At 49.0% G+C, this 25,662-nt stretch carries 25 protein-coding genes and 1 pseudogene; 14 read left to right on the plus strand and 12 right to left on the minus strand.

Annotated elements, in window-relative coordinates:
* Positions 1-74 precede the first annotated feature (74 nt).
* Together arnE and arnF are read left to right on the plus strand one after the other, a co-directional pair.
* The gene (gene arnE / locus M2371_RS04270; protein WP_034495821.1) at positions 75-398 is read left to right on the plus strand and encodes a 4-amino-4-deoxy-L-arabinose-phosphoundecaprenol flippase subunit ArnE; all 324 of its coding nucleotides are present in this window, start codon (positions 75-77) and stop codon (positions 396-398) included.
* Positions 398-778, plus strand: a complete 381-nt coding sequence (gene arnF / locus M2371_RS04275; RefSeq protein ID WP_259266984.1) for a 4-amino-4-deoxy-L-arabinose-phosphoundecaprenol flippase subunit ArnF — start codon at positions 398-400, stop codon at positions 776-778. Before arnE ends, arnF begins: the two co-directional genes overlap by 1 nt.
* A 123-nt stretch (positions 779-901) precedes the next feature.
* On the opposite strand, the gene M2371_RS04280 is transcribed toward arnF, so the two are convergent.
* The 4 genes and pseudogenes from M2371_RS04280 to M2371_RS04295 form a co-directional block, all read right to left on the minus strand.
* Positions 902-2,455 (minus strand): peptide MFS transporter, encoded by a 1,554-nt coding sequence (locus tag M2371_RS04280; protein ID WP_259266985.1) that lies wholly within the window; start codon positions 2,453-2,455, stop codon positions 902-904.
* Between the two features lie 300 nt (positions 2,456-2,755).
* Positions 2,756-3,109 (minus strand): annotated as a pseudogene (arsC, locus tag M2371_RS04285) (arsenate reductase (glutaredoxin)); the annotation flags it as partial.
* A 9-nt stretch (positions 3,110-3,118) separates the two neighbouring features.
* Positions 3,119-4,411: an arsenic transporter gene (locus M2371_RS04290; protein WP_172893992.1), complete on the minus strand. Its 1,293-nt coding sequence runs from the start codon at positions 4,409-4,411 to the stop codon at positions 3,119-3,121.
* A 46-nt stretch (positions 4,412-4,457) separates the two neighbouring features.
* Positions 4,458-4,778, minus strand: coding sequence for a metalloregulator ArsR/SmtB family transcription factor (locus M2371_RS04295; RefSeq protein WP_259266986.1), 321 nt, complete (start codon positions 4,776-4,778; stop codon positions 4,458-4,460).
* Positions 4,779-4,864: 86 nt separating this feature from the next.
* On the opposite strand from M2371_RS04295, the gene arsH reads away from it, so the two are divergent.
* Positions 4,865-5,569, plus strand: a complete 705-nt coding sequence (gene arsH, locus M2371_RS04300; protein ID WP_259266987.1) for an arsenical resistance protein ArsH — start codon at positions 4,865-4,867, stop codon at positions 5,567-5,569.
* Between the two features lie 752 nt (positions 5,570-6,321).
* On the opposite strand, the gene M2371_RS04305 is transcribed toward arsH, so the two are convergent.
* The 5 genes from M2371_RS04305 to ycgZ all read right to left on the minus strand — a co-directional run bounded on the left by M2371_RS04305 (position 6,322) and on the right by ycgZ (position 9,275).
* Positions 6,322-6,828: a ferritin-like domain-containing protein gene (locus tag M2371_RS04305; protein WP_259266988.1), complete on the minus strand. Its 507-nt coding sequence runs from the start codon at positions 6,826-6,828 to the stop codon at positions 6,322-6,324.
* A gap of 85 nt (positions 6,829-6,913) precedes the next feature.
* Positions 6,914-7,909: a DivIVA domain-containing protein gene (locus M2371_RS04310; RefSeq protein ID WP_259266989.1), complete on the minus strand. Its 996-nt coding sequence runs from the start codon at positions 7,907-7,909 to the stop codon at positions 6,914-6,916.
* Positions 7,910-8,222: 313 nt separating this feature from the next.
* On the minus strand, positions 8,223-8,501 hold the full coding sequence (locus M2371_RS04315; protein ID WP_034495815.1) for a biofilm development regulator YmgB/AriR family protein: 279 nt from the start codon (positions 8,499-8,501) through the stop codon (positions 8,223-8,225).
* 39 nt (positions 8,502-8,540) lie between these two features.
* Positions 8,541-8,864, minus strand: a complete 324-nt coding sequence (locus M2371_RS04320) for a hypothetical protein (protein WP_172893997.1) — start codon at positions 8,862-8,864, stop codon at positions 8,541-8,543.
* A gap of 171 nt (positions 8,865-9,035) precedes the next feature.
* Entirely contained in the window at positions 9,036-9,275 is a 240-nt protein-coding gene (ycgZ, locus tag M2371_RS04325; RefSeq protein WP_034495812.1) for a regulatory protein YcgZ, read from the minus strand.
* Positions 9,276-9,620: 345 nt separating this feature from the next.
* Here ycgZ and M2371_RS04330 point away from each other — a divergent pair, with 345 nt between their 5' ends.
* The 4 genes from M2371_RS04330 (at position 9,621) to M2371_RS04345 (ending at position 14,033) form a co-directional block, all read left to right on the plus strand.
* Positions 9,621-10,856 (plus strand): diguanylate phosphodiesterase, encoded by a 1,236-nt coding sequence (locus tag M2371_RS04330; RefSeq protein WP_259266990.1) that lies wholly within the window; start codon positions 9,621-9,623, stop codon positions 10,854-10,856.
* Positions 10,857-10,948: 92 nt separating this feature from the next.
* Positions 10,949-11,686 (plus strand): MerR family transcriptional regulator, encoded by a 738-nt coding sequence (locus tag M2371_RS04335; RefSeq protein WP_034495809.1) that lies wholly within the window; start codon positions 10,949-10,951, stop codon positions 11,684-11,686.
* 304 nt (positions 11,687-11,990) lie between these two features.
* Positions 11,991-12,902: a LysR family transcriptional regulator gene (locus tag M2371_RS04340; protein WP_259266991.1), complete on the plus strand. Its 912-nt coding sequence runs from the start codon at positions 11,991-11,993 to the stop codon at positions 12,900-12,902.
* Positions 12,903-12,938: 36 nt separating this feature from the next.
* Entirely contained in the window at positions 12,939-14,033 is a 1,095-nt protein-coding gene (locus M2371_RS04345; RefSeq protein ID WP_259266992.1) for an FUSC family protein, read from the plus strand.
* Positions 14,034-14,047: 14 nt separating this feature from the next.
* Here the strand turns inward: M2371_RS04345 and M2371_RS04350 are convergent, their stop codons facing one another.
* Entirely contained in the window at positions 14,048-15,154 is a 1,107-nt protein-coding gene (locus M2371_RS04350) for an alkene reductase (RefSeq protein ID WP_259266993.1), read from the minus strand.
* 102 nt (positions 15,155-15,256) lie between these two features.
* On the opposite strand from M2371_RS04350, the gene M2371_RS04355 reads away from it, so the two are divergent.
* Entirely contained in the window at positions 15,257-16,168 is a 912-nt protein-coding gene (locus tag M2371_RS04355; RefSeq protein ID WP_259266994.1) for a LysR family transcriptional regulator, read from the plus strand.
* Between the two features lie 102 nt (positions 16,169-16,270).
* Complete coding sequence (locus M2371_RS04360) at positions 16,271-18,238, plus strand: PhoX family phosphatase (RefSeq protein ID WP_259266995.1); 1,968 nt, start codon at positions 16,271-16,273, stop codon at positions 18,236-18,238.
* Positions 18,239-18,306: 68 nt separating this feature from the next.
* Here M2371_RS04360 and M2371_RS04365 read toward each other — a convergent pair whose 3' ends face one another.
* Together M2371_RS04365 and M2371_RS04370 are read right to left on the minus strand one after the other, a co-directional pair.
* A complete protein-coding gene (locus tag M2371_RS04365; RefSeq protein WP_259266996.1) occupies positions 18,307-18,951 on the minus strand; it encodes a helix-turn-helix domain-containing protein in 645 nt (214 codons plus the stop codon).
* A 126-nt stretch (positions 18,952-19,077) separates the two neighbouring features.
* Positions 19,078-19,737 carry a helix-turn-helix domain-containing protein gene (locus tag M2371_RS04370; RefSeq protein WP_172894005.1) on the minus strand — a complete coding sequence of 220 codons (660 nt, stop codon included), beginning with the start codon at positions 19,735-19,737 and terminating at the stop codon, positions 19,078-19,080.
* A gap of 333 nt (positions 19,738-20,070) precedes the next feature.
* On the opposite strand from M2371_RS04370, the gene M2371_RS04375 reads away from it, so the two are divergent.
* The 5 genes from M2371_RS04375 to M2371_RS04395 all read left to right on the plus strand — a co-directional run bounded on the left by M2371_RS04375 (position 20,071) and on the right by M2371_RS04395 (position 25,619).
* The gene (locus M2371_RS04375) at positions 20,071-20,598 is read left to right on the plus strand and encodes a fimbrial protein (RefSeq protein WP_259266997.1); all 528 of its coding nucleotides are present in this window, start codon (positions 20,071-20,073) and stop codon (positions 20,596-20,598) included.
* An 86-nt stretch (positions 20,599-20,684) separates the two neighbouring features.
* Positions 20,685-21,362: a molecular chaperone gene (locus tag M2371_RS04380; RefSeq protein ID WP_115627941.1), complete on the plus strand. Its 678-nt coding sequence runs from the start codon at positions 20,685-20,687 to the stop codon at positions 21,360-21,362.
* 73 nt (positions 21,363-21,435) lie between these two features.
* Positions 21,436-24,000, plus strand: a complete 2,565-nt coding sequence (locus M2371_RS04385; RefSeq protein WP_404979370.1) for a fimbria/pilus outer membrane usher protein — start codon at positions 21,436-21,438, stop codon at positions 23,998-24,000.
* 52 nt (positions 24,001-24,052) lie between these two features.
* The gene (locus tag M2371_RS04390; protein WP_259266998.1) at positions 24,053-25,042 is read left to right on the plus strand and encodes a fimbrial protein; all 990 of its coding nucleotides are present in this window, start codon (positions 24,053-24,055) and stop codon (positions 25,040-25,042) included.
* Between the two features lie 52 nt (positions 25,043-25,094).
* Positions 25,095-25,619, plus strand: a complete 525-nt coding sequence (locus tag M2371_RS04395; protein WP_172894010.1) for a fimbrial protein — start codon at positions 25,095-25,097, stop codon at positions 25,617-25,619.
* The last annotated feature ends 43 nt before the right edge of the window (positions 25,620-25,662 follow it).

Below are 25,662 nucleotides of genomic sequence, written 5' to 3' on the forward strand. Positions count from 1 at the left end.
CCACCATTTCCACCGGTTGTGTCGGATGGCGCTAACGCTTATCCGACCTACGAAAAAGGTTTGTCATCAGTCTCATGAGTTATCTGCTAATCGTATTGGCCAGTTTATTGAGTTGTGGTGGCCAGCTTTGCCAGAAACAGGCCACCTGGCGGCCTGGTCGTCGCCACTTGCTCTGCTGGCTGGCATTGAGTGTTTTACTGCTCGGCTGCGCGATGTTGCTGTGGTTGCTAGTGTTACAACGCATTCCGGTCAGCGTGGCTTACCCGATGTTAAGCCTGAATTTTATCTTTATTACCTTTGCCGCACGTTTCATCTGGCATGAGCCTGTTTCACTGCGCCACTGGCTCGGTGTGGTGCTGATTATTGCAGGTATTTCTATCCTCGGCGGGGCCGCCTGATGGGCTACTTCTGGGCATTGATGAGCGTGCTGTTAGTCAGTGGTGCGCAACTGATCATGAAATGGGCGATGGTGGAACTACCTTTGGTTAACCAGCCGCATGAGCTAGTCACAGCCGTTTTGTCGCTCACCCCTGGTGCCGTGGCGTTGTTAACAGGATTGTGTGCTTACGCCTGTTCGATGGGATGCTGGTTTTTGGCGCTGCGCAAAATTGCGCTGAGTAAAGCTTATCCGTTGCTGAGTTTAAGCTACGTTATTGTGTGGGCTGCCGCTATCTGGCTGCCGTGGCTGCATGAAAGTTTTAGCGTCGGGAAATTGGCCGGGGTGGGGGTGATTTTTATTGGCTTGCTGTTGGTGTGTATTCCCGACAGGAAACGTTAAATTTATCGCTGTCCCCCACACTCCCGTCATTAAGAGCAGCAGGGTTAAAGATAAACGCAGAGGCCGGTCGAAAGACCGGCCTCTGCGTATGGGCAAAGTTAATCACCCAGCCTGCGAGTTTAATCAGGCACTGGTGGCGGGTTTCTGCTCTGCTTTAACCTGAGCGTTTGCCAGCATTCTGCGCACCGGAATAATCAAAACGAACAGCACCGCGGCGCAAATCAGAAGCGCAATGGAACAACGTGCGAACAGGTTCGGCAGCATATCCAACTGGTCGGCTTTAACGTGCCCGCCAATCAGACCCGCAGCCAGGTTGCCCAGCGCACTGGCGCAGAACCAAAGCCCCATCATCTGGCCACGCATTCTTTCCGGTGCCAGCAGCGTCATGGTTGCCAGGCCAATCGGGCTGAGGCACAACTCGCCCAGTGTCAGCATCAGGATGCTTCCCACCAGCCACAATGGTGATACACCCGCGCCGCCGTTATTGAGCACGTCTTGCGCGGCCAACATCATGATGCCGAACCCTGCCGCCGCACACAGAATACCGATAACAAATTTGGTGATGCTACCCGGACGCACATTGTTGCGTGCCAGCGCGGGCCATGCCCAGCTAAACACCGGTGCCAGTATAATGATAAACAATGCGTTGATTGACTGGAACCACACGGCGGGTATTTCAAAGTCGCCAATCATGCGGTTGGTATAGTCATTTGCGAAGAGGTTAAACGAAGTCGGTTTTTGCTCAAACGCTGACCAGAAGAAGGCGGCGGAAACCAGCAAAATAAAGCAAACCAGCAGTCGGGCACGCTCTTTTCTGTTCAGGTCTGCAAAGACGAAAAGATAGATAAAGTAGAGCGCAACCGAGGCGGCAATCACATACACCAGCATGCTGGCAACGGCGACAGGGTTAATCACGATAACACCCTGTGCAATCAGCGTAACGAGAATCGCCACACCCACCGCTAACACCAGCAACCAGGCTCCGACACCGTTTTTCTTCGCCACCGGATTGTTCCAGGTTGAGTCCAGGCCCACTTCGCTGTCGTAACGTTTCATCGCCGGAACGGCATACAGGCGGAAAATAATCAGCGCCACCAACATACCGATACCACCAATACCAAAGCCCCAATGCCAGCCGTGCGTTTTTATCAGCCAGCCGGAAATCAGCGGGGCGATAAACGAACCCATGTTAATACCCATGTAAAACAGTGAAAAACCACCGTCACGACGCGCATCGCCTTTCTTATAGAGCGTCCCCACCATCACTGAGATACAGGTCTTAAACAGGCCAGAACCCAGCACGATAAACATCAGGCCGATGAAGAACAGGTTGTTGCCCATAAATGCAGACAAGGCAATCGACAAATGTCCGAGGGCGATGAGAATCGAGCCATACCAGACGGCTCTTTGTTGCCCAAGCCAGTTATCCGCAAGCCACCCACCCGGCAATGCGGCGAGGTACATGCAACCGGCAAAGATGCCGACGATGGCGGAGGCGTTTTCGCGTGCCAGCCCCATGCCTCCGTCATAAACCGTTGCCGCCATAAACAAAATCAGTAACGGGCGGATGCCGTAAAACGAAAAGCGTTCCCACATTTCTGTGAAGAATAATGAGCCTAGCGGATAAGGATGGCCGAAAAACGTTCGGCTCTCGTTTTGGTTTGCAGAGGAATACATAAAATCTCCAGAAAAGGTCTGTAATACGTACTTGTGAAGACCGAAATGGCGACGGCTATCTGGCAGGCCGCTCTTTAACATTTCATCAACAATATTGGGTCACCGGATACTAGTGTTGTCTGGTGCGAAGTGCAGGACTTTAAGATGAAAAGTCGACAATTGTCTACTTTTACAGATTTTCTGGCGTTGCGAAGCGCACAACAATTGACATTAATGCGACGAGATCATCTTAGTGCGGAGGATGTCTCTGTATTCCCCAGAAATAAAAAAGATCGCCTGAAGAGGCGATCTTTTTTGCTAATTGGGCAAAATGTCCAGGACTGTTTCTGAGGGGCGACATAGCCGGGTTGCTATGGGGGTGACAACAATCGGGCGGTTAATCAGAATCGGATGCTGCAACATGAAGTCAATGATCTGATCGTCGGTGAATGATCCTTCCGCCAGTTTTAATTGTTCATACGGTTCTACATTTTTGCGTAGCAGCGCCTGCACTGTAATGCCCATATCCGCGATCAATTTGACCAGTTCCTCACGGGAAGGAGGTGTTTCCAGATATAAAATAATGTTGGGTTCAGTGCCCGTATTGCGAATGAACTCCAGCACGTTGCGAGAGGTTCCACAGGCCGGATTGTGATAGATAGTGATATTGCTCATTTTAGATTCTCATTTGAGGGTGAAAGTCAGGCGCAGTGCCAGGGCGACCAGCGTGACGAAAAGGACCGGAAGAGTCATGACAATCCCCACGCGGAAGTAATATCCCCAGGTGATTTTGATATTTTTCTGCGACAGAACATGGAGCCAAAGCAGCGTTGCCAGACTGCCAATCGGGGTGATTTTCGGCCCAAGATCGCTGCCAATAACGTTGGCATAAATCATCGCTTCTTTGATAACGCCTGTCGCCGTGCTGCCATCAATCGACAGCGCTCCAACCAGCACGGTTGGCATATTGTTCATCACCGACGAAAGAAATGCCGTCAGGAAGCCGGTCCCCAGTGTCGCTATCCACAGCCCTTGTTCTGCCAGTTGATTGAGCACAGCTGAGAGAAAGTGAGTCAGTCCGGCGTTTCGTAACCCGTAGACCACCAGATACATACCGAGCGAGAAGATAACGATTTGCCACGGTGCGCCACGCAAGACTTTGCCCGTATTAATGGCATGACCTTTGCGGGCAACACCCAGCAAAATTAGCGCGCCAACAGCCGCGACCAGGCTGACGGGGACACCGAGTGGCTCCAGAGCGAAAAAACCGACCAGCAGCAGAATCAGAACCAGCCAACCGGTTTTGAAGGTATTCACATCCCGGATCGCGTCTTTTGGTTCTTTTAACAGCGAAACATCGTAAGTGGCGGGAATATCTTTGCGGAAAAACAGATGCAGCATCACCAGCGTGGTGGCAATGGCGGCGAGGTTAACAGGCACCATCACGGCGGCGTATTCTGTAAACCCGAGCTTAAAGAAATCCGCAGAGACGATATTGACCAGGTTCGAGATGATAAGCGGCAGGCTGGCGGTATCGGCGATGAACCCTGCGGCCATCACAAACGCTAAGGTGGCTCCCTGGCTGAAACCCAGTGCCAGAAGCATCGCAATGACTATCGGCGTCAGAATCAGTGCGGCACCGTCATTGGCGAAGAGGGCCGCAACCATCGCGCCTAACAGGATTATCCAAGTAAACAGCAGCCGACCCCGTCCATTTCCCCAACGGGCAACATGCAGCGCAGCCCATTCAAAAAAGCCAGATTCATCAAGCAGTAAACTGATGATAATCACGGCGATAAAAGTGGCGGTGGCATTCCAGACTATCTGCCAGACTACCGGAATATCACTCAGGTGAACGACGCCTGTGAGTAACGCCAGACCCGCACCCAGCGCCGCACTCCAGCCAATCCCCAATCCTCTGGGTTGCCAGATGACCAGAACGAGAGTGAGCAAGAAAATAGCCCCAGCCAATAGCATTATAAACTCCCTTCATATTTGTTTTTGTGTATGTGAACTCTTGTTTTTAACATGATGTTATTGACGCGTGGCTCAGTTTGCTACGAACAACGTCACGTTCACAATTCCAGGCCGCATCAATGATGGCTGCAGCCCAGGCAGGCATATGTGGCGACAGGCGATAATGCACCCACTTTCCTTCACGTCGATCAATAACCAGCTCCGCTTCCCGCAACAGAGCCATGTGGCGGGAAACTTTAGGCTGTGACTCTTTCGTAGCGCCGCAGATGTCACAAACGCACAGCTCACCGGATTCCCTGAGCAACATCACAATGGATGAACGAGTTTCATCAGCAAGCAGTTTAAAAAGCTGAACAGGCTGTAGCATTTTTAACCTCGGTGTAAAATGACTATACATATGATAATTCATATGTGATAAATTTTAAAGAACAGCTATTGAAAAGGATAATATTCATGACACATTTACCAGCCCTCGAACAGGCGCACTTTGATGATGCAATAAGCAGCAAACTTGATGCCTGCGACCAGGCGGCCCCGCGAATTCTGATCCTGTATGGGTCAGTGCGCGAGCGCTCATACAGTCGGTTTGCCGCCGAGGAAGCAGGGCGGTTACTGACAAAAATGGGGGCCGAGGTGAAAATATTTAACCCATCTGGCCTACCGTTACCCGATGACGCACCGGTTACTCACCCCAAAGTTCTCGAATTGCGGGAGCTGGTGAGGTGGTGTGACGGAATGGTCTGGAGTTCACCGGAAAGACATGGCGCGATGAGTTCGGTGATGAAGGCTCAGATTGACTGGATACCCTTAAGTGAAGGCGCTGTTCGCCCATCCCAGGGAAAAACGCTGGCCGTGATGCAGGTCTGTGGGGGTTCGCAATCATTCAACACCGTGAATCAGATGCGAATTCTGGGACGCTGGATGCGGATGTTCACTATTCCCAATCAGTCTTCAGTCCCCAAGGCGTGGCAGGAGTTTAATGATGATGGTCGAATGAAACCTTCCGCCTGGTACGACAGAATTGTTGATGTGGCTGAAGAGCTGTTTAAAATTACGTTAATACTCAAGGGAAATGCCGATTATCTCGCAGACCGATATAGTGAAAGAAAGGAAAGCCATCAGGCACTTTCGCAACGGGTCAATCAGGCGAAAATTTAGCAGGACGTGTGGACTAAAATGACCGGGCAATTTCAGGCGAAAGATACATGGATGCGCGGACTGTAATGTAAAAAAGTAGTTTTTGGCGACACTAACCTAATAAGAAACAAACCGCCCTTAGGCGGTTTGGATTAAACCCCAACTCAATTACCTTACTGGATCTATGACGTCTGGGTCTTCAGGGTCAAGAGGATCTATAACATCCGGGATATCGGGAATGGTGTCTCCAGGGAGGGGTTCATCAACCGGAACGGGATCGACCAAATCAGGGCGTTCAGACATATGACCTCCAACGACGAAATAAGAAGCTAACAAATCAAACCAGAATTATTTTTGGTTTTGTTTAGGCTTTTTCTCGTCATTTTTAGGGGCTTTGTCTGGGTTTTTTGGCTGATCTTTAGAGACGTTCATTATTAAATATTTCATTAGTAACTCCGGTTCTGGTAAACAGCGTATTGCTGTTATTACAGTATAGTTTTGTTTAATTTTAATGCGAGCGAGACGGTATTTACATGCATTGTATTTGTCTTGATTTTACTTTAATTTCAACAGGCTAAGGACTTTAAAAATATCAATTTAATTTTTTCATTCAGAATATTCCATTTTTGAATTTGAAGATGTTTTTATTAAAATAAAATATTACATTTCATGTCGATTTAGCAAAACATAAAATATTAGGGGTGAATGTTATTTGTTCATTGAAACAATTTGACTCAAATAACAAATTATTTATCCTTGTGTTTGAGCATAAATTAGCGTTGTGAATTATTCTCTGCATCTGGATTAACGGTAGACTCAGCAATAGTACTTAATTTGCTGTCTGCGGCTTTCTCTTCTTCAAGCGTTTCGCCCAATAATTGTTTTGCTGCGCTATAACCCAATTGATGAGCCAGAGTACACAACGTGCCGTAAGCTGCGATTTCATAATGTTCAACTTTTTGCGCGGCAGCAATCAGTCCTGCATCCCGGACCGGCCCTTCATTTATGCTTTCTATGATCTCAGCGCCTTCCTCAACGAGTCCTTCCATAGCCACGCATTTGATCCTTGCAAGTTTAAGACCTTCAATACTTTCCACGACAGCATCAATACGTTCTATCTGTCCGCGCGTTTCCTCAAGATGGCTGCGGAATGCCTCTTCAAGTGACGGATCCTGTGCCGCTCGGGCAAGTTTTGGTAAAGCACGAATGAGTTGCTTTTCAGCACTGTAAGTATCTGACAGCAAATGTTTAAATAATTCTTCAAGCGTTTTGATTTGCATAGCTATTGTTCCGTAGTTGACTTGAGTGGGGCCTGTCTAACCGGTATTGCGGCGACAGGCCAGGAAGTTAAGTAGGGACTGGTTATTAAAGTGGACGCTCATCGGCCAGAACTTTGCGCGGTTGATGCCTGTAACCCAGCATCCCCATTGCACCCGCCAGCACAGCCTCGACAATCAAAATGAAAAAGCTAAACCAGCTGGCTTTAGCAGTGGCGGCTGCGGCTTTTTCGCCAGCCTCACGGGCTTTTTGTTCAGCCTGTTTTTTCAGCTCTTCATATTTAGCACGTGCAGCCTGATAATTTTTCTCTGCCTGAGCGACGATTTGCTCGGCTTCTGCGTCACTTTTACCGGTTCGCGCGACGATAATATTTTTTAACGCATCACGGTCGGCGGCTTCAAACGTTGCGCTGTTTCTCTCTGCAAGTCCTTTCAGGAACTGGGTGATGTCACCGCCCTGAGCTATCTGATCCTGCGCATTATTGCCCTCAGTTGCTGCCTGTTGCTGTAATGCTCCAGGCTGTAACTCGGGTTTGTTGGTCTGGCGTAGGGTTGTTTCCAGTTGGTTCTGTAAATCATCAAGCTTGAGACCACTGTCGCTGAGTTTCTCTTTTGCCACCTGCGTGATGGAAGGGGCGACAGCTGAAACTCCGCTCCCCAGTGCCTGCAAGCCGGTACCGGCCGCACTCATAGCTCCCGTCACCGCACTGTTTGCTATCATCATTAAAAAAGCTGTGCAGATCAGCGTGTTAACACCAAACATTAATACGCCATGCACGGCCCCATCACGAAAAGCGTAACGACCGCTTGCGTACCCCCCGGCAGCAATCGCGATAAGCATGCTCAGGCCGGTCCAGATGGCTGCACCGGTTGCAATCCCCTCCAGAGGGTCTTGTTCTTTAAGGGGATCGATAGTGCTGGCACCAATGGCGGTACCAAGAATGGCCAGTAATAAATAAACCACCATTGAAATAACCACACCGGCAAAAATAGCACTCCAGGAAATACGTTTTAAAGGTAAGTCATTAACTTTTCTGTAGGTTGAGTCGTGATGCCGTTCTTCAGGAACGTAGTAATTTGTCATTTTAACTCTCCAACGTTTTCAGAGAAATAAAGGATGCTCAAGGTTAAATAATGGTTTTCACAACCTAAACGTAAGTCTTAAGAATAGTCTGCGAATGAAGTGAGGTGTTTAAATATTTCCAGTTATGCTTTTAAAATATCTAAAAAAAAGAGGGGGGGAGATGATGCTGAGTGTCGCTTTTAAATAATAATATGGCTATGAATCAACACTTCACTGATTAAGCGAAGCGTTAATTCATAGCCTGAGAAAATAAAAAATTGGCTGAAAGTAAACGAGGCTGTGAGAAAAAATAATGCGAAATTATAACCCCCTGTTAAATATCGTCCGTAGTATGGTCAACAACGATTTCCAGGGTCTTACGTACGATATCAATGGTCACGACATCGTCCGTGGATTCAATGGCCTCAATTAACCGTTGAATAATGGCTTTATTAGTAAGATGTCCATCAGTAGCAAGAATACTGCGTATTACCGCTCCGAGTAATACAGCCTCATCAGCCAGCATGTCGCCAGCATTACGGAAATATGCAGTCAGTGCAGTGTTTGGCAGAGTGGCATAAATTTCTGATTTATGAAGCGTTATTTGGGTCATTTACTTCACCATTATTAAGTTATGAGTTAATAGAGGCAGTCAGTGTTTTTTACTGCTACCAGGTACCGGACTTTCGTCAAACAACGAATATACATTGTTACTTTGCTCAATCTGGCCGTCCCTGTCCCCATCGTTTTGCGCAGGAATCAAAGCACGTCGCGAGAGCCCCAGGCGGTGGTTGCTAATATCTGCAATCACATCGGCTATGACATCACGTCGGTGATCATCTCTTTCTGTCGCTTCCATTATTTGCAGCCTTTCTACCAACGATCGGGTGCTTATGGCTCCGTTATCGTAAAGGATTGATAAAACTGCTTCTCCGATCAGCTGATCGATTAATTTCTCTCTTTTACTTCTGTTCATAACTGCGTCTCTGCTTGCCAGCGTGGTTCGTTTCCGAAACGTGGCATGAAATCAGCTTTCTCAGGCAGGAGGTGAGCTGAAGGTTGCCAGGCTTTCCGATATAGCCTGAAATAATACTCCCGAAAATGTTTACTAATAAACCCGTAATTTGTGCTTGTTTACCGTTTGAACCTAACGATCAAAAAGCAGGCCAATTAAAGTGTGGTAGTGGCTCTCTTCTTCCGGACCGGACGCGTGTTCAACTCGACGCAACAATTTTGTACAGATTGATTTGCGATTCAAACTGCGCCCGTCACTCAGGATTTCAACGACTATTTGCCCCAGAGTTTCTTGTTGGGAAGGCAAAGATGCCTTTGAGAAATAGCGTGTGATGGCGTTAGCCGCGTCGGGAACGTAGTTGTTCTGTTGCACTAGTCACTCCTGTAAACATGCAGTCATTAGTTAATGTACAAATAAAGTTATACAAATATTAAAAATCTGTACATAGAAAAACGTAAAGAATTGTCTTAAATTCTTAAGCATTAAATGCTATATGTTTAATTTCAGTTGCTTAGGCTGCTAATTTTTTTATGGAGTTAAAAAATCATGTACAGATATATTGTTTTTTGCACATAGTCACACCGTGAAATCTGTTTATAGGGTGTACGTGTGTTCATTTTTTGTTAATAAGTTATTAATATTAATGTATTTTTAGTGTGGGATTTGGTTATTCATCTGCTACTGTAAACACTTAAATCGCCTCCAATTGGACACTGAATGCTCACAACCATCATTTACCGCAGTCATATCTGTAAGAACGTTCCCTTTACCTCGGTCATGGATATGGTTGCCGTCGCCAATGTTAAAAATGCACAGGCCGATGTGACAGGCATACTGCTGTTTAACGGCACACACTTCTTTCAGCTGATTGAAGGCCCGGAAGCGAGTGTTTTGAACATCTACCAGCATATTTGTCAGGACGAGCGTCACCACAACATCGTGGAGCTGCTGTGTGACTACGCCCCGGCGCGACGGTTTGGCAAAACCGGTATGGAACTCTTTGATTTAAGAGAATATGAAGGGCATGAAGTCCTGCAAGCGGTGCTCGATAAAGGGACAACCAAGTATCAGCTTATTTATAACGATCGGGCGCTTAAATTTTTGCGTACATTCGTTGAGTCGACTGAAAAAGAAAACTATTTTGAAATTCCGCCAGCGGACTCCTGGGTCTTTGTTACGGGCGACAAAAAACTCAGCCACACGAACGTTCATACAGGGGCAGTGGTTCCTGAAAACGCCGCAGATTGTAGCTTTGCATTCCAGCCAATGGTCGACCCGTTTGCCCAGAAAATTTTGTCTACTGAAGCTTTGCTACGCACTCCCGGCGGCGATTCTCCGGCCAGCTATTTTGCCGGGCTTAGCGGTAACGCGCTTTACGAAGCCGACCTGAATAGCAAAAAAGTGGCCTTTGCGATGGCGAGTGCGCTCAAACTTGGCGAGCACTCTGTTTCGGTGAACCTGTTCCCCATGACGCTGGTGATGGTTCCCGACGCAGTTGATTTTTTGCTAAGGGAGATTCAGCTAAATGGACTGGTCGCGGAACAGGTAACGGTAGAGTTCACTGAAAGCGAGGTGATTTCGCGCATTGATGAATTCACTGGTGCCATCAGGCAACTGAAAGCCGCAGGAATTAGCGTCGCAATAGACCATTTTGGTGCGGGTTTTGGCGGCCTTTTATTACTGGCTCAGTTTCAGCCAGACAGAATTAAAATCAACAGCGAACTGATTAAGAATGTTCATAAAAGTGGCCCGCGTCAGGCCATCATTCAGGCGATTATTAAGTGCTGTGCTTCGCTGGAAATCTCCATTTCAGCGGTGGGAGTGGAGAAGGCCGAGGAGTGGATGTGGCTGGAATCCGCTGGAATTACGCAGTTCCAGGGGAACTTATTTGCCAGCGCTTGTCTGAACGGAATATCCGCCGTGGCCTGGCCTGAAAGGAAAGCAGATCTCTGAATCAGGTTGTACAATGAAAAAAATAAGTTGTACAACCCGCACGGAGTCGTTAGTTTCGACAGGGAAGTGTTAAGTTCACAACGAGGGAATGAATGACCTTATACAGTATCGGTGAAGTTGCCGAACGATGTGCAATCAACCCCGTCACGCTGCGCGCGTGGCAGCGTCGCTACGGTCTCCTCAAACCGCAGAGGAGCGAGGGCGGGCATCGGCAGTTTGATGACGAAGATATCCTGCGTATCGAAGAGATTAAACGCCTGATTAAGAGCGGCGTGTCCGTAGGCAAGGTGAAAGCTTTGCTTGAAGCAAACCAGACTACGGCTCACGACCATGATGCCTGGCGGTTACAGCAAGAAGAGGTGATGACCGTTTTGCGTTTTGTCCAACCGGCAAAACTGCGTGCAAAAATCGCGTCCATGGGGCGTGAAATCCCGGTTGATACCCTGATTGACCATGTTTTTATCCCGGTTCGTCAATGCCTTAGCCTCGATAAATATACCTCCAGAGCAATGATAAGCCTGCTTGATGGGTTGCTGATTGACTACGTTGTCCAGCGCCTTGCTGAATCACGCAATACTGAAGGTCAGGACACCTTAATGATTGGCTGGGAAAGCGATGACCGCACCCGCCTGTGGCTCGAGGCCTGGCGTCTGTCACAACATGGCTGGCGTCCTGATGTGCTGGCCGATCCGCTAGATTCACCCCGTCCGGAATTATTCCCAGGCCAACATGTTTTTGTCTGGACAGGAAAGGCACTAACTCTGCGCCAACAAGAACAACTGGAACACTGGCAAAAACAAGGGTTTGCCATCAAATTTCACGCTGGTTAAGGATGACCGGACTGACTCCTCATCTTATTGAGACTGCCGTTTAATTTTGTACGAATCCTACAGAACGGACAGTGCCACTCCGTACTAAAATTACACAACCCATATAAAAAACATATACCAAAGCCCTGTGTCATATCATTGCTCGTGCTTTTGGGGAGAGATATAGTCTGCGTCACAGTTTGACGATGTAATAAAATTACGAATTCAGTTTTATTACCCAAATTTCTCTCTATCAGGTTGCAGTGAAAATTTCAGGCAGCCTGATACGCTTTAATGAATCGCTATCAGACAGGCATGTAAGCAAATGGAGTTAAGACACATCCGTTATTTTTTGGCCGTTGCCGATGCCAAAAGCTTTACCTATGCAGCAGAAAAATTGGGTATTGGTCAACCTCCACTGAGCATACAGATCCGTGATCTGGAGAACGAAGTTGGCACCAAACTTTTCCATCGAATTGCGCGGGGTATCGAATTAACTGCTGCGGGCATTGCATTTTATAATGCGGTAAAAGTGCTGCCGGGTTTGGTTGAAGAGGCAAAGTTATCAGCACTTTTAGCTTCGCGTGGCGAATTGGGCGTCCTGCAAGTGGGTTTTACCTCGTCATCGGCATTTAATTCAGTCGTGACCCGCAGTATCAAAAAATTCAATAACGACTACAAAAACGTCAGTCTGCAATTAGACGAAGCGCATACCGACAACCTGATTAAAGCGGTAGAAAACGGCACCATTGATGTTGCTTTTGTGCGTACCGATCATCTTTATAGCGATTCGCTGAAGCTGCAATTATTGTTGCAGGAGCCTTTGACCATCGTGCTCCCGGAGCATCATGCCTATATCGCGCAAAGCCACATCACACTGAATCAACTGGCAAACGAAGAGATGATTTTGTGTCCGCGTAATTACAGCGTCCAATTGCATGACACGATTTACGCTCTCTTTGAACGAGCAGGGTGCACGCCAACCGTGAAGCAAACTGCGCCACAGTTATCCTCGATAATTAATCTGGTTTCGGCGGGTATAGGTGTTTCGATTGTGCCTTCATCCATGAAGACAATGAGCCATTCTTCATCAGGTGTTGCATTTTATGACATCGTTGAAGAGGGGGCTTATATTCCATTATCGGTAGTGAGTCGAACGCACGATTCATCACCTATTGTGAAAAACTTTATTAATAACGTGCTGGCTACGCACGCGGAAATGCTATCAGGCCAATAGTTGTCCGGAATATTCTTGATTTATTGTGAAGCGTAAATGAAAAAATCTATTTTTGCGGTTCGTCGTGACAAAGCCTTAACACCTCTGGAGTTATACGCTCATCAGCACTACCGCATTATTCATGGCATTCGCATCGCCGTGGCATTTGTCCTGACATTTCTGATTATCAGAATGGCTAATTTACCCGATCATTCCTGGCCGCTGATTACCTTAGTGGTGGTGATGGGACCCATCAGCTTTTGGGGTAATGTCATTCCGCGCGCCTTTGAGCGTATGGCGGGAACGGTCACGGGGGCGATTTTAGGCATCATCGCTTTACATATAGAAATGTATTCTCTGCCATTAATGCTGGTGTGGTGCGGCTGTGCGGCATTTCTTTGCGGTTATTTGACCATGAGTAAGCGCCCGTATGCCGCACTGCTGATTGGGATCACACTGGCGGTGGTGAGCAGTGCCCCAGCGGGGGATATTCAGACCGCAATATGGCGCAGTACAAATATCATTCTGGGCTGTATTCTGGCGATGTTTTTCACCAGTATATATCCGCAGCGGGCTTTTATTCACTGGCGCATTCAGCTGGCTACATTCCTGAATGATTTTGCAAAAGTCAGCGCCAGCGGATTCTCGTGGAATATTTTGAGCCGTCCGAATCTCACCAAACTTAATTCACGTATTCTGGGGAATGTCGTGAAAATGCGTAGCCTGATTATGCCGGTCAGTAAAGAAACGGGAATTTCAAAACAACATCTGGATGAGATTCAATCTATTTCCAGAGATATGATTGCCACGCAGCAATTACAAGTTGAGGCGCATTGGGCATCTCGCGGGAGTCGTTTTCTGATTCTGAATTCGCGCTCACTCGCCGAAGTGCAAAAAATGACGCAACAAACATTACAGGTGTTAGCTCACGCCTTATATGAAGGCAACCCTTCTCCTGCGGCGGCGAATAGCGAACGACTCAATGACATCACTACTGAATTACATGAATTGTTATTGGCGCATTCGGGAGATGAAGTGGTTGAGAGCGCCGTCCATGGCTACGTCTGGTTGAGTATTCAACTGGCTATCAAACTTGAACGATTATCGACGGTTATCACCGAGGCTCTGACGGAGCAAAAATGCACCGCCTGAGCATAAGCGTCGTCTCAGACTTCAGCCGCCAGCAAGGGATAATCGGTATAACCGACTTCGGTGCCACCAAATAGGGTCGCCGGATTGCCAATACCTGCCAGAGGAAGATTGCCTTTCAGACGACGTGGGAAATCCGGGTTGGCGATAAACGGACGACCAAAAGCCACCAGGTCCACCACTCCTGCTGCCAGCAGTTTGTCGGCTTTTTCACGCGTGTAATTGCCCGCGACGATGATCGCCCCGCTGAATGTCGCCCGCAGAGTTTCTCTGAACTCATATGGCACCTGCGGCGCATCATCCCAGTCTGCTTCGGCAAGGTGAATAAAGGCAATGCCTTTGGTTTCACACCAGGCGGCCAGGGCCAGAATGGCTTCACTGGTCTGCGAGTCGTCCATCCCACGCTGGGTAATAAACGGTGCAAGGCGAATGCCGGTGCGATCTGCGCCAATGGCATCGCTGATGGCTTCCAACACTTCCTGTGCAAAACGCACCCGGTTTGCCAGACTGCCGCCATATTCATCGGTACGCTTATTCGAGGTGCGTCGCAAAAACTGGTCAATCAGATAGCCGTTTCCACCGTGGATTTCCACACCGTCAAACCCGGCAGCCATGGCATTAATGGCCGCCTGGCGGTAATCCGCAATCACCTGTTGAATATCATCATGAGTCAGTTCACGTGGCACCGGGCAGGCGACCATTTCCCCGACGCCATTGCTGTTTACCACCCACACCTGCGCGTCTGGCGACAACGCGGAAGGGGCAACAGGCTTGCCGTCGGGATGAAAACTTTCATGAGACATGCGCCCCACGTGCCATAGCTGAGAGAATATTTTGCCATCGACTTTATGGACGGCGTCCGTCACCAGCCGCCAACCCGCGACCTGTTCCGCAGAATGAATACCCGGCGTCCAGGAATATCCCTGACCCTGGGGAGAAATTTGTGTGGCTTCGGTGATGATAAGCCCGGCTCCGGCTCGCTGCTGGTAATACTCTGCCATCAATGCCGTGGGGATATTGCCCGGTTGTGCAGCGCGGGCGCGGGTCATCGGGGCCATCACGATTCGGCTTTTCAGTTCGACAGCGCCAACTTGTGTGTTCTCAAACAGGGTACGTTGCTTCATGTTTTATTCTCCAGGGAGGTCAGTTATGGCTTGACTTTACGCCCTGCGAATCGCTTTGATAATGGCAGCGAAAACTGATTCTCTATTCAGGAAAACAAAATAATGGGCAAGCTCGAAGATATTACGTTGCTGGTGGAAGTGGTTGAGGCGGGTGGGCTGGCTGCTGCCGGACGCCGGATGAACCTTTCTCCTGCCACCATGACGGCCAGGCTGAAAGCGCTGGAGGAGCGATATCAGACCCGGTTTTTTAACCGCTCCACGCGCGCCATCGCTCTGACTCGAGCCGGGGAGGAGTTTTATCATGCCGCGCTGCGCGTGCTGGAAGAAATGGCGCAGGCCGAATCGAAACTGACGCAAAAAGAGGGTGTGCTGAGCGGCAGCCTGCGGATCTCAGCATCGTCAGATTTTGGCCGCCAGTATCTGTCGCCCGCGTTACTCGATTTTTCCCGTCTCCACCCTGAAGTCAGAAGCTCGGTGTATCTCAGCGAGAATGTGGTGGATTTGATTGCCAACCGTCTGGACATGAGCGTGCGTTTCGGCAACCTTCCGGACAGCAATCTGGTGACTAAATTTATTCGCCCCAACCACCGTGTGCTCGTGGCGGCGAAAAGCTACCTTGAAACGCACGGCATTCCCCAGCATCCCGATGAGCTGCACGCGCATCGCTGTCTGGTGATGGATCAACGCGGCACGCTGATGAACGAGTGGCGCTTTGAAGAAAAGGGCGAATCAGCCGTGGTTCGGGTCACGCCTGCGATGGTGTGTGATGACGGCGCACTGCTGCGCCAGTGGGTGCTGGCAGGGGCGGGTATCGCCAGTAAATCGTGGTGGGACGTTAAGCGTGATGTGGAGCAGGGGCGGCTGGCGGTTCTGTTTGCGGAGTGTTTTATCGGTTTCAGCCGCCATGACAAAAAACAGGTCGGCCTCCAGTTTGTCTACCCGCAACGGCGTTTCCAGCCTTTGCAGGTGACTGCTTTCAGCGAGTTTTTCATCAACTGGCTGGATAATGAATAACGCGGCCATGATGGATTTAATTCTGGCGTCTGTTGTTATAAATCTGTAACAAATCCTTCTTACACTGCTCACTTCTGATAACAATATCGAAAGGAAGCCATGATGAGCAGACCCCTTAAGCCGCTGTTTAAAAAAGAACACAGCAACGAAATCAGCAATTGCAGCGCTAACCCCGTTTTCTCAGATGTTGCCAGTGCTTTTGTCAGCCGCCGCCGCTTCCTGCAACTGGGTATACTCGCCGGCACGGCGGTGACATTCCCGGCGCTGCTGAAATCGCCTGCCGCATGGGCGGTTGAGACTGCCATGGTGCGGCCTTCATCACTCGGTTTTACCAGTATCGGCGTTTCGACCGACGACACCGTTCACGTGCCTGAAGGCTACGTGGCGCGACCGTTTTACCGCTGGGGCGATGCGGTGGGTTTAAAAGGCAATCTGCCGGAATTTAAAACCGATGGCAGCAACACCACTGATGAGCAGGCAGCTCAGGCGGGAATGCACCATGACGGCATGGCGTGGTTTGGTCTGCCGCAGGGCAGTGATGACCCGCATCACGGGTTGTTGGCGATGAACCATGAATACATCGACAACGGTTTGCTGTTTAAAGATGGTGTGGCGAACTGGAGCCTGGATAAAGTCCGCAAAGGGCAGAATGCGATGGGGGTTTCGGTTATCGAGGTGAAAAAAGAGGGGGGAAACTGGGCAGTGGTTCGCCCCTCTGAGTTTGCACGTCGTATCACCGTGAACACTCCAATGACTTTAACCGGGCCTGCGAAACATCATGCCCTGATGAAAACCGCAGCCGACCCGCAGGGTGAAACGGTGCTGGGCACCATGCAAAATTGCGCCAACGGGCATACACCGTGGGGAACTTATCTGACGTGTGAAGAAAACTGGTCGGATATTTTCGTTAAGAAAGCCGCGCCGAATGCACTCGAAAAACGCTATGGCATTAGCGACAGCGATGACTCCTACCGCTGGAGTGAAGTTGACCCGCGTTTTAACGTGGACGCCACACCGAATGAACCCAACCGCTTCGGCTGGGTGGTGGAAATCGACCCGTATAATCCGGCGTCAACTCCGCGTAAACATACCGCGCTCGGGCGTTTTAAGCATGAAGGGGCGGCGGTGACGCTGGCTGCGGATAACCGCGTTGTTGCCTATATGGGCGATGACCAGAAATTCGAGTACATCTATAAATTTGTTTCCACAGGCATTTACGATGCCAGCAATCGCGAATCGGCAATGGACCTGCTTTCTGAAGGCACGCTGTATGTAGCGAAATTTAATGACGATGGCAGCGGTGTCTGGTTGCCACTGGTTTATGGGCAATCAGGACTTGATCACAGTAACGGTTTTGCAAGCCAGGGCGAGTTGCTGATCAAAACCCGTCTTGCCGCTGATGTGGTTGGCGCAACGAAAATGGACCGACCGGAGTGGATTGCGGTCGATACCCATACCGCGGGGAGCGTGTACTGCACGTTGACCAATAACAGCGATCGCGGCAAAGAAGGCAAAGCCCCGGTAGATGCCGCTAACCCGCGTGCTAACAATGTTTACGGGCACATCATGCACTGGTGGAGCGAGGAGAACAGCGACCCGGCATCAACCACCTTTAAGTGGGACATTCTGGTGTTGGGCGGCAAACCCGATAGTGCGGATGAAAAAACCAAAGGCTCAATGACCGGGGCTGAATTTGGAAGTGCGGATGGTTTGTCGTTTGACCATCGCGGCGTGTTATGGATTCAGACGGATGTCTCGTCCAGCACCATCAACAAAAAAGCCTACGAGGGCATGGGCAATAACCAAATGCTCGCCACCGTACCTGGCTCCAATGAATATCGCCGTTTCCTCACCGGCCCGCGCGGCTGCGAGATAACCGGCATCGCCTTTACCCCGGACAACCGCACACTGTTTATTAATATCCAGCACCCCGGCGAACCTGGCGATGATATCAGCGACCCGGCGAATCCTACTGCCGTTTCAACCTGGCCTGATGGCGATAAAACTAGTCGTCCGCGTTCTTCCACGGTGGTGATTGTGAAAGCAGATGGCGGAGTCATCGGCAGCTAATCAGTAACGGCCTCTGCGAAGAGGCCGTATTTATATGCAGTGTATCGGCTGTGTTTTACGCTTTCAGATTACAAATCCTCAGGCAAATCATTGATCCCAATTAAAATGCCTTTCTCTATAACGATGTGATTCCCTTCTTTCAGCTTAGCCAATATCTTTAACACGCCACTGCGGGACAGCTTTGATCTTTCACAGACATAGCGCTCGACGGTAATAGAGTGGCGAATGTTTACAGGCTGGTTAATAAAATCGATAAGCAAGTGACGCAAGACCTCATACGAGGTGGGGGCTGTAATAAACATATTCTGTAGATACAATCTATTAGCGACTATTTCGGCATGTTTGGCATAGGTTTCCCACAAATTCTTTTCAGCAATAACACTAAATGCCTTTTCTCTGGAGATGACGGCTATCTCGCTTTCAAAGAGGGTGTAAATTCTAAAATCCACGGCACTGGATAGCAGGGTAATAAAACCCAATATAGCCGGGGCTTGTTGAATACTGATCACTCTGTCGTTAGGGTCAGCACAAATATTAATGGCCCCCGCACGCAGCAGGAAACAATTATGACGCCCATTATCTTCAGTATTAAAACGGGTTCTGGGTGGATAGATTTTGAACTTCACCCCTTCAGAAAGTTCCCGCAACAACTCCTGCGCGTAAGGCGAGGGAACATTTAAAAACTCTTGAATAATCGTTCTTTTATCTTTCATGGCTGCTACACATACAGGCCAATAAACATTTAAAAAATATAGCACATCCCATTTGTCTACTGCATTGAACGACTCAGATACTGCGATTCGCGGGGAAGAAAACCGTAACTGTCAGTGAAATAAATTTCAATAGCGGGAAGGGAGTTGGTTGACTTTCTTTAACAACCCTTTATCGATGTCAATGAAGCCGCCAGCTTTCAATTCTGCCAGGATTCGCATAATGCCGCTACGCGATAAAAAGGTACGTTCTTTAATGTAACTGGCTGCCGAAACGGTATTTCTTACGCTGGTTGATTCATTCATTAACTCAAAAAGCTGGTGGCGGATTATCTCGTAAGATGAGGCCTGAGAGAGTTGCGAGTAGTTGGTAAACACGCGCGCGGCGATATACATCATGATATGACACGATGCCTCCCAGAGGTTGTTCTTGGTAATGATTTCATTGGCTTTGTCCAAAGGCAGGTAACTTATTTTGCTTGTTTCCTGGGTGCGCATGAAAACATTACCGGAATAGGTGATTTGTTTGCACAAACCAAAAATGAAGGGCGCACGTTCGGAGCTTATAATCATGCCGTCATTACATCGATTCAACGCAATACTGCCTTCATGAAGCAAATATATTAGTTTTCCTTCTGAATCGGGAAGGTTGATTTTTTGCCTACCCATTGTAGCTATATTGCTGGAGTTTGGTTGCAATATTGTTATGAGCTTATTGATGTCTGAAAAAGGCTTAATTAAGCTTGATTCATAGGTGTTTGATTTTCCTGTCTTTTGCAGGTTATTCATTTTGTATTTCCTTCGCAGGTATTCTACGGATGAAAAAAATTCAGGAAGGAAATTATGACGAGCAATCTATTACTTTATGAAGGCTTTCAGGGTCTAAAAATAGACACTGAACATCTTGAAACTATTTATTGAATACTGGAATATCACTTTAGTAAAAACTGGAGTGGATGCAAGCTGAATCATTTTACAATAAAGTGATTTTGCAATATATGCCTTCTGTTTTTATTTCCTGCCCGCTCTGGGCCTGCAAGGAATAAAGCCGCCTTCTAAATAACTCCATTTGGAATTGGTGCTCTTTATTTGTGGTAAATAAAACCAATAAGGAATTTTGAAATGAAAAAGAATTTAATCACTATGGCTTTCGCTGCAGTTGCAATTATCTCTTCCGCCTCTGTATTCGCAACGGGTGGTCAGGTTAATTTCCAGGGTGAAATCATCGATACGGGTTGTGATGTGGTCAATACCCCATCCACCCCATTGATTGTGAATTTAGGCAGCGTAGCCAAATCTGAATTCAACGCCTCAGGCGATACTTCCGCAGCAACAGGTTTCACCCTGAAACTGACTAACTGCCCGGCGACGGCGAGCGCGGCAAAAATCAAATTTGATGGCGCTGCGCTTAACGGTGACAACAGCGTACTGAAACTGACTCAGGTTTCCGGTGTTGCAACCGGCGTCGGCATCCAGATTTCTGACGTTGCCGATGTGTTGCCACTGTTCCAGGACTCCACGGCGTATACCTTGCAATCCGGTAGCGTTGAAAACGATCTGAACTTCACCGCGCGTTATATCTCTGTTTCCAACACCGTGACCGCGGGCCCGGCAAACTCTTCTGCAAACTTTAGCGTGACTTACAACTAAATCCTTATCTTTTAGATAATTACGCCCTTAGTCATTCCTTGCCGGTGACGCTGTTACCGGCCTTTTAACTGCTTTGAGAACATTTTATGAAATTTTTAACCGGTTTAGTGCTGGCAACGGTTTGTTTTACTTCGGCCTTTGCTCAGGCTGGCGTGGTGGTTGGCGGTACGCGTCTTATTTACGACGCAAGTAAGAAGGAGTCTTCACTGAGCGTCAATAACCCGGATAACGTGCCCTACCTGATTCAGACCTGGGTGGAAACGACCGCGGGTGGTGCTGAGAAAGCCCCCTTTATTGTGACGCCGCCGCTGTTTCGTCTTGATGGAGGGCAAAACAACGTGCTGCGCGTGGTGCGGGCTGGCGGAAATCTGCCTTCAAACCAGGAATCACTGTACTGGCTGAACATCAAAGCCATTCCTTCCGGGGACGGGAAAACCACCCAGAACACCTTACAGATTGCGGTGAAGAGCCGTATCAAACTGATTTTCCGTCCACAGGGGTTAACAGGAGTGCCGGAAGACGTCGCGGGGCAACTGAGCTGGAAACGCAGCGGCAGCAGTGTTCTGGTCACTAACCCAACGCCTTTCTATATGAACTTTATGGAAGTGAGTGTGGGTGGGAAACCACTGAAAGACGCGACATTTGTCGCCCCGTTGAGTCACGCGAATTTCAAATTACCTGCCGGTGTTAATAGCGGTGCCGTGAGCTGGAAAGTGATCAGCGACTACGGCGCTATTGGCCCGGAACACAAAGGCACGATGTAAGTATTTGGCCACAATTACAGGGCGGAAATGGTTAAACATTTTCACAGTATTGCCAGCACACGGGAATAACCAGATGAATAACAATAAAAGTCGGGTGCCAAAACAACCCGCATTACGCATCAGTCGGCTGGCTTTATTTATTACGGCACATTTAATGTTTCTGGGTAGCGTAGAGGCGCGAGATATATTTAACCCGGCACTGCTGGAAGTTAATCCAGCACAACAGGCTGCAACAGATCTTTCTGTTTTTGAAATAGGCGCCGGTCAGGCACCCGGTATTTATCATGTCGATATATACCTCAATAACGAAATACAAGACACGCGTGACGTTGAATTCAAAACTCAGGAAGATTTGCAGGGGAAAGAGAGTCTTCAGCCTTGTTTGAGCGTGGCGCAACTCGCAGCCTTTGGGGTGAAAACGGATTTGTTCCCGGCGTTGGGTGACAAAAATACGCCGTGCGCCAGGTTGAGTGCTATTCCACAGGCTAGTGCAGAATTTCGCTTCAGCGGGCAGCAACTCTTGCTGAGCATTCCGCAGGCGGCGGTTTCACAAAATGCACGCGGTTATGTTCCGGAAACCCAGTGGGATAACGGAATTCCAGCATTTTTGCTTAACTACAGCTTGAGCGGCGCGAACAACTTTTCCCGCAACGGAAGTGGGGCTAACAGCGATACGCAATACGCCAACTTGCGGCCTGGTTTGAATATCGGCGCCTGGCGGTTGCGTAATTACACCACCTGGAGCCGTGATAGTGACGGTCAGGATAAGTGGAACACGGTGTATACCTACGCATCGCGCAGCATTATTTCACTCAAAAGTCAGTTGACGCTGGGTGACAGTAACTCGCCGTCAGACGTATTCGACAGCGTACCGTTTCGTGGTGCGCAACTGGCTTCCGACGACGACATGATGCCGGACAGCATGAAAGGCTATGCGCCAGTGGTGCGCGGGATTGCTCGCACCAATGCCCAGGTGATTATTCGCCAGAACGGTTATGTCATTTATCAAAGCTACGTTGCACCCGGTGCTTTTGAAATTACCGATATGTACCCGACCGGCGGCTCCGGCGATTTATACGTCACCATCAAAGAGGCCGATGGCAGTGAACAATTGCTGGTGGTGCCGTTTGCTTCTCTGCCCGTTTTGCAGCGTGAAGGGCGGCTGAAATATAGCATTACCGGCGGCCAGTATCGTTCATACGACAGCAGTGTGGATAAAACACCGTTCGCACAAGGGACGACAATCTACGGTTTACCAAAAGGATTCACGCTTTACGGCGGTGGGCAGCTTGCCGACCACTATCAATCGATGGCGCTGGGCTTAGGTAAAAATCTCGGTGAGTTCGGCGCGCTGTCAACTGACATCACGCAGGCGTGGGCGACGTTGCAGGAGCAGGCGCAAAGTAATGGCCAGTCCTGGCGCGTGCGCTACAGCAAAAACTTTGTGCAAACAGGCACTAATTTCGCCATCGCGGGTTATCGGTATTCAACGGATGGCTACTACAGCCTGCAAGAGGTGATGGACACCTGGCGTGATGGTAACCGCCCATTGCTGACTGAGCGGCGTCGCAACCGCAGTGAACTGAGCATCAGCCAGGATCTTACTCACAATCTGGGGACGTTATCCGCCAGTTGGGTCAGTGAAGATTATTGGAACAGTGGGCGCACTATGCGCTCGATTGGCGGCGGGTATAACAACACGTGGAATGGTGTGAGTTACAGCCTCAATTACAGCTATAACGAGAATTCCACCTCCAGCAGCAGCGCGGGTTACGGGCGTATTTACGACCGCGACCAGGTATTTAGTTTCAACATCAGCGTGCCGTTAAACCTATTTATGTCGAACACTTATGCCAGCTATAACTTGAGCACCAGTAAGCATGGGAATACCACCAATAGCGTGGGGCTCAATGGCACAGCACTGGAGGGCAACAACCTGAGTTGGGGTATCCAACAAGGTTATGGCAGCCAGGGCGCAGGTTATACCGGCAACTTAAATGCTGATTATCGTGGCAGCTACGGCGAAGTGACGGGTGGTTATGCTTACGACCAGAATAGCCAACGCCTGAATTATGGCTTGCAGGGTGGAGTTATTGCCCATCAAAACGGCGTGACCTTTGGTCAACCGATGGGGGAAACCGTCGCGTTAGTGTCGGCGCCTGGCGCGAGCGGTGTCGGCGTTGACAACCAGCCTGGCGTGAAAACCGACTGGCGTGGTTATGCCATCGTGCCATATACCAGTCCGTATCGTAAAAATGCGGTGCAGCTTAATACTCAGTCGCTGCCAGATGATGTCGACTTAACGCTCAATAACCAGAATGTGGTGCCAACAAGGGGAGCGGTAGTGCGCGCAAACTTCAACGCAAGCGTTGGTCAGCGTGCCTTGATGACCCTTATCCGTTTGGGCGGTGCGCCCGTTCCATTCGGCGCAATCGTGACCGACATGGCGCATAAAAATGATGATGGTTTTATTGTCGGTGATGCGGGGCAGGTTTATCTCACGGGCCTGGCTGACAGTGGCCATTTATTAGTGAAGTGGGGGAGTGATAAGCAAGAGCAATGTCAGGTCAGTTATCAGCTTAGCCGAACGACTGTGGCGAATGCCGGTGTGCAAACGCTTAATGGCCAATGCCATTAACCTTTCCACTAATTTCTGTTAAAGAACCCAACACTATTTAAGAGATACAGTAATGAAAGCAAGTATTGATTTCCCACACCTGAATAAAAGCCATTGGCCCCGCGTTATCCGTGGTGTATTGCGCCAGGCCATATTAGTGGCACTTTTTTTAATTGCGTTAACTACCGGGTATACGCAAGCAGCTTGCCCGGTAATATATAACGCGACACCACCTGCTGATTTAAATATTGACCCGTCTTTACCTGTCGGATCGGTATTGGCGACTATGCAATTAAGCTGGCCTTTGCAAAATGGTTGCCAGGTGAACGGATCGGGTGCGGGGTTTCATGTTGGCCAATATGGCAACGGCGTCCCAAATGGTAATCTTTACCCGACTGGCCTGGCCGGCGTTTCCTACCGCGGAAAAATTGAAGGCTGGTACAACAGTGCTTATTGGCCAACGGTTTATGACACATCAGCCGTTCAAATGACCGCTATAGGAAGCGGAACGGCGACCATTGAATTTGTGAAAACCGGGCCGGTGGAAGCCGGCATACTTCCGCCGATGGATTATTTGCGGGTACAAGCGACAGACGTAAGCGGCACGCCTGATGCGACGATGCTGATCATTCGTACCGGCGTGCCTATTCCCGTCGATCCTGTCATCAACTCATGTTCAGCAACGCCTGTGGTCCCCGTGTCATTAAATACCGTTCTAAACGATGACCTGGCAACAGTGGGTGCAACGGCAGGGGATAAAACATTTAATATTAATGTGACCTGTACCGGCCCGGCGAATATCTCTTTGATGTTTACCGGCGATGTGGTGGATAGCAACAATGCCGTATTTAGAAACAGCGATGCCATTACGGGAAGCACAATTGGAATCCAAATATTAAACAATAACAGCGCTGTTCCCATAGGCGCAGGGCGTTATATGAATTTAAATGTGGTGAATGGCACTGTTTCACCCACATTTACTGCCCGATATTATGCTTTTGCCCAGCCTGTTATCGCCGGGAATGTGAACGCTATTGCTTACGCCACCATTGTTTATAACTGATGCTTTAATTTGTCTCACAGCTAAATACCTCTATATAAAAACCAGGACTTAAATGATGAATAAAAAATTATGCATTAGCCTGCTGGCTACCCTCACCACGTTGGCATTAACAAAGAGTGTTAACGCGACAGATGTGACGATTAATATCTCCGGGAAAGTAGTGGCTTCCCCATGTGTACTTGATGGCTCTGGCACCATTAACGTTGACCTGGGGCAGACTCTTCAGGCGGCTGATTTAGAGACGGCAGGCTCATTTAGCAACTGGGTGCCGTTCACTATTAATATGAAGAATTGCCCGGTCAGTACGAATAACGTGATTGCCACATTCAGTGGCGCGGCTGACGCATTGGATGCTTCCCGTTTATATACCAGCACAGGCACTGCGAATAACGTGGCGGTGGAATTGCAAAGTAGTGATGCCACGCATACTCCATTGGGTAACACCAAAACGCTGACCATCCCACGCGCTGCAGATAACACGGCGGTTTTCCCTTTACAGAGCCGCGTGTGGTCTAAAGGCAACGTCACCACCGGTACCATTGCTTCGATTGTGAATGTGACGTTTACCTATAACTAAAATACCCCTCGCAAAGTGGCACATGAAGTGGCACAGGGAAACG

Origin of the sequence: Buttiauxella sp. BIGb0471 (assembly GCF_024807715.1) — a bacterium.
Lineage (GTDB): Bacteria > Pseudomonadota > Gammaproteobacteria > Enterobacterales > Enterobacteriaceae > Buttiauxella > Buttiauxella agrestis.

Coding starts and splice junctions, on each gene's coding strand:
- arnE (WP_034495821.1), top strand. CDS start 75: ATGAGTTATCTGCTAATCGTATTGGCCAGTTTATTGAGTTGTGGTGGC.
- arnF (WP_259266984.1), top strand. CDS start 398: ATGGGCTACTTCTGGGCATTGATGAGCGTGCTGTTAGTCAGTGGTGCG.
- M2371_RS04280 (WP_259266985.1), bottom strand. CDS start 2,455: ATGTATTCCTCTGCAAACCAAAACGAGAGCCGAACGTTTTTCGGCCAT.
- M2371_RS04290 (WP_172893992.1), bottom strand. CDS start 4,411: ATGCTATTGGCTGGGGCTATTTTCTTGCTCACTCTCGTTCTGGTCATC.
- M2371_RS04295 (WP_259266986.1), bottom strand. CDS start 4,778: ATGCTACAGCCTGTTCAGCTTTTTAAACTGCTTGCTGATGAAACTCGT.
- arsH (WP_259266987.1), top strand. CDS start 4,865: ATGACACATTTACCAGCCCTCGAACAGGCGCACTTTGATGATGCAATA.
- M2371_RS04305 (WP_259266988.1), bottom strand. CDS start 6,828: ATGCAAATCAAAACGCTTGAAGAATTATTTAAACATTTGCTGTCAGAT.
- M2371_RS04310 (WP_259266989.1), bottom strand. CDS start 7,909: ATGACAAATTACTACGTTCCTGAAGAACGGCATCACGACTCAACCTAC.
- M2371_RS04315 (WP_034495815.1), bottom strand. CDS start 8,501: ATGACCCAAATAACGCTTCATAAATCAGAAATTTATGCCACTCTGCCA.
- M2371_RS04320 (WP_172893997.1), bottom strand. CDS start 8,864: ATGAACAGAAGTAAAAGAGAGAAATTAATCGATCAGCTGATCGGAGAA.
- M2371_RS04330 (WP_259266990.1), top strand. CDS start 9,621: ATGCTCACAACCATCATTTACCGCAGTCATATCTGTAAGAACGTTCCC.
- M2371_RS04335 (WP_034495809.1), top strand. CDS start 10,949: ATGACCTTATACAGTATCGGTGAAGTTGCCGAACGATGTGCAATCAAC.
- M2371_RS04340 (WP_259266991.1), top strand. CDS start 11,991: ATGGAGTTAAGACACATCCGTTATTTTTTGGCCGTTGCCGATGCCAAA.
- M2371_RS04345 (WP_259266992.1), top strand. CDS start 12,939: ATGAAAAAATCTATTTTTGCGGTTCGTCGTGACAAAGCCTTAACACCT.
- M2371_RS04350 (WP_259266993.1), bottom strand. CDS start 15,154: ATGAAGCAACGTACCCTGTTTGAGAACACACAAGTTGGCGCTGTCGAA.
- M2371_RS04355 (WP_259266994.1), top strand. CDS start 15,257: ATGGGCAAGCTCGAAGATATTACGTTGCTGGTGGAAGTGGTTGAGGCG.
- M2371_RS04360 (WP_259266995.1), top strand. CDS start 16,271: ATGAGCAGACCCCTTAAGCCGCTGTTTAAAAAAGAACACAGCAACGAA.
- M2371_RS04365 (WP_259266996.1), bottom strand. CDS start 18,951: ATGAAAGATAAAAGAACGATTATTCAAGAGTTTTTAAATGTTCCCTCG.
- M2371_RS04370 (WP_172894005.1), bottom strand. CDS start 19,737: ATGAATAACCTGCAAAAGACAGGAAAATCAAACACCTATGAATCAAGC.
- M2371_RS04375 (WP_259266997.1), top strand. CDS start 20,071: ATGAAAAAGAATTTAATCACTATGGCTTTCGCTGCAGTTGCAATTATC.
- M2371_RS04380 (WP_115627941.1), top strand. CDS start 20,685: ATGAAATTTTTAACCGGTTTAGTGCTGGCAACGGTTTGTTTTACTTCG.
- M2371_RS04385 (WP_404979370.1), top strand. CDS start 21,436: ATGAATAACAATAAAAGTCGGGTGCCAAAACAACCCGCATTACGCATC.
- M2371_RS04390 (WP_259266998.1), top strand. CDS start 24,053: ATGAAAGCAAGTATTGATTTCCCACACCTGAATAAAAGCCATTGGCCC.
- M2371_RS04395 (WP_172894010.1), top strand. CDS start 25,095: ATGATGAATAAAAAATTATGCATTAGCCTGCTGGCTACCCTCACCACG.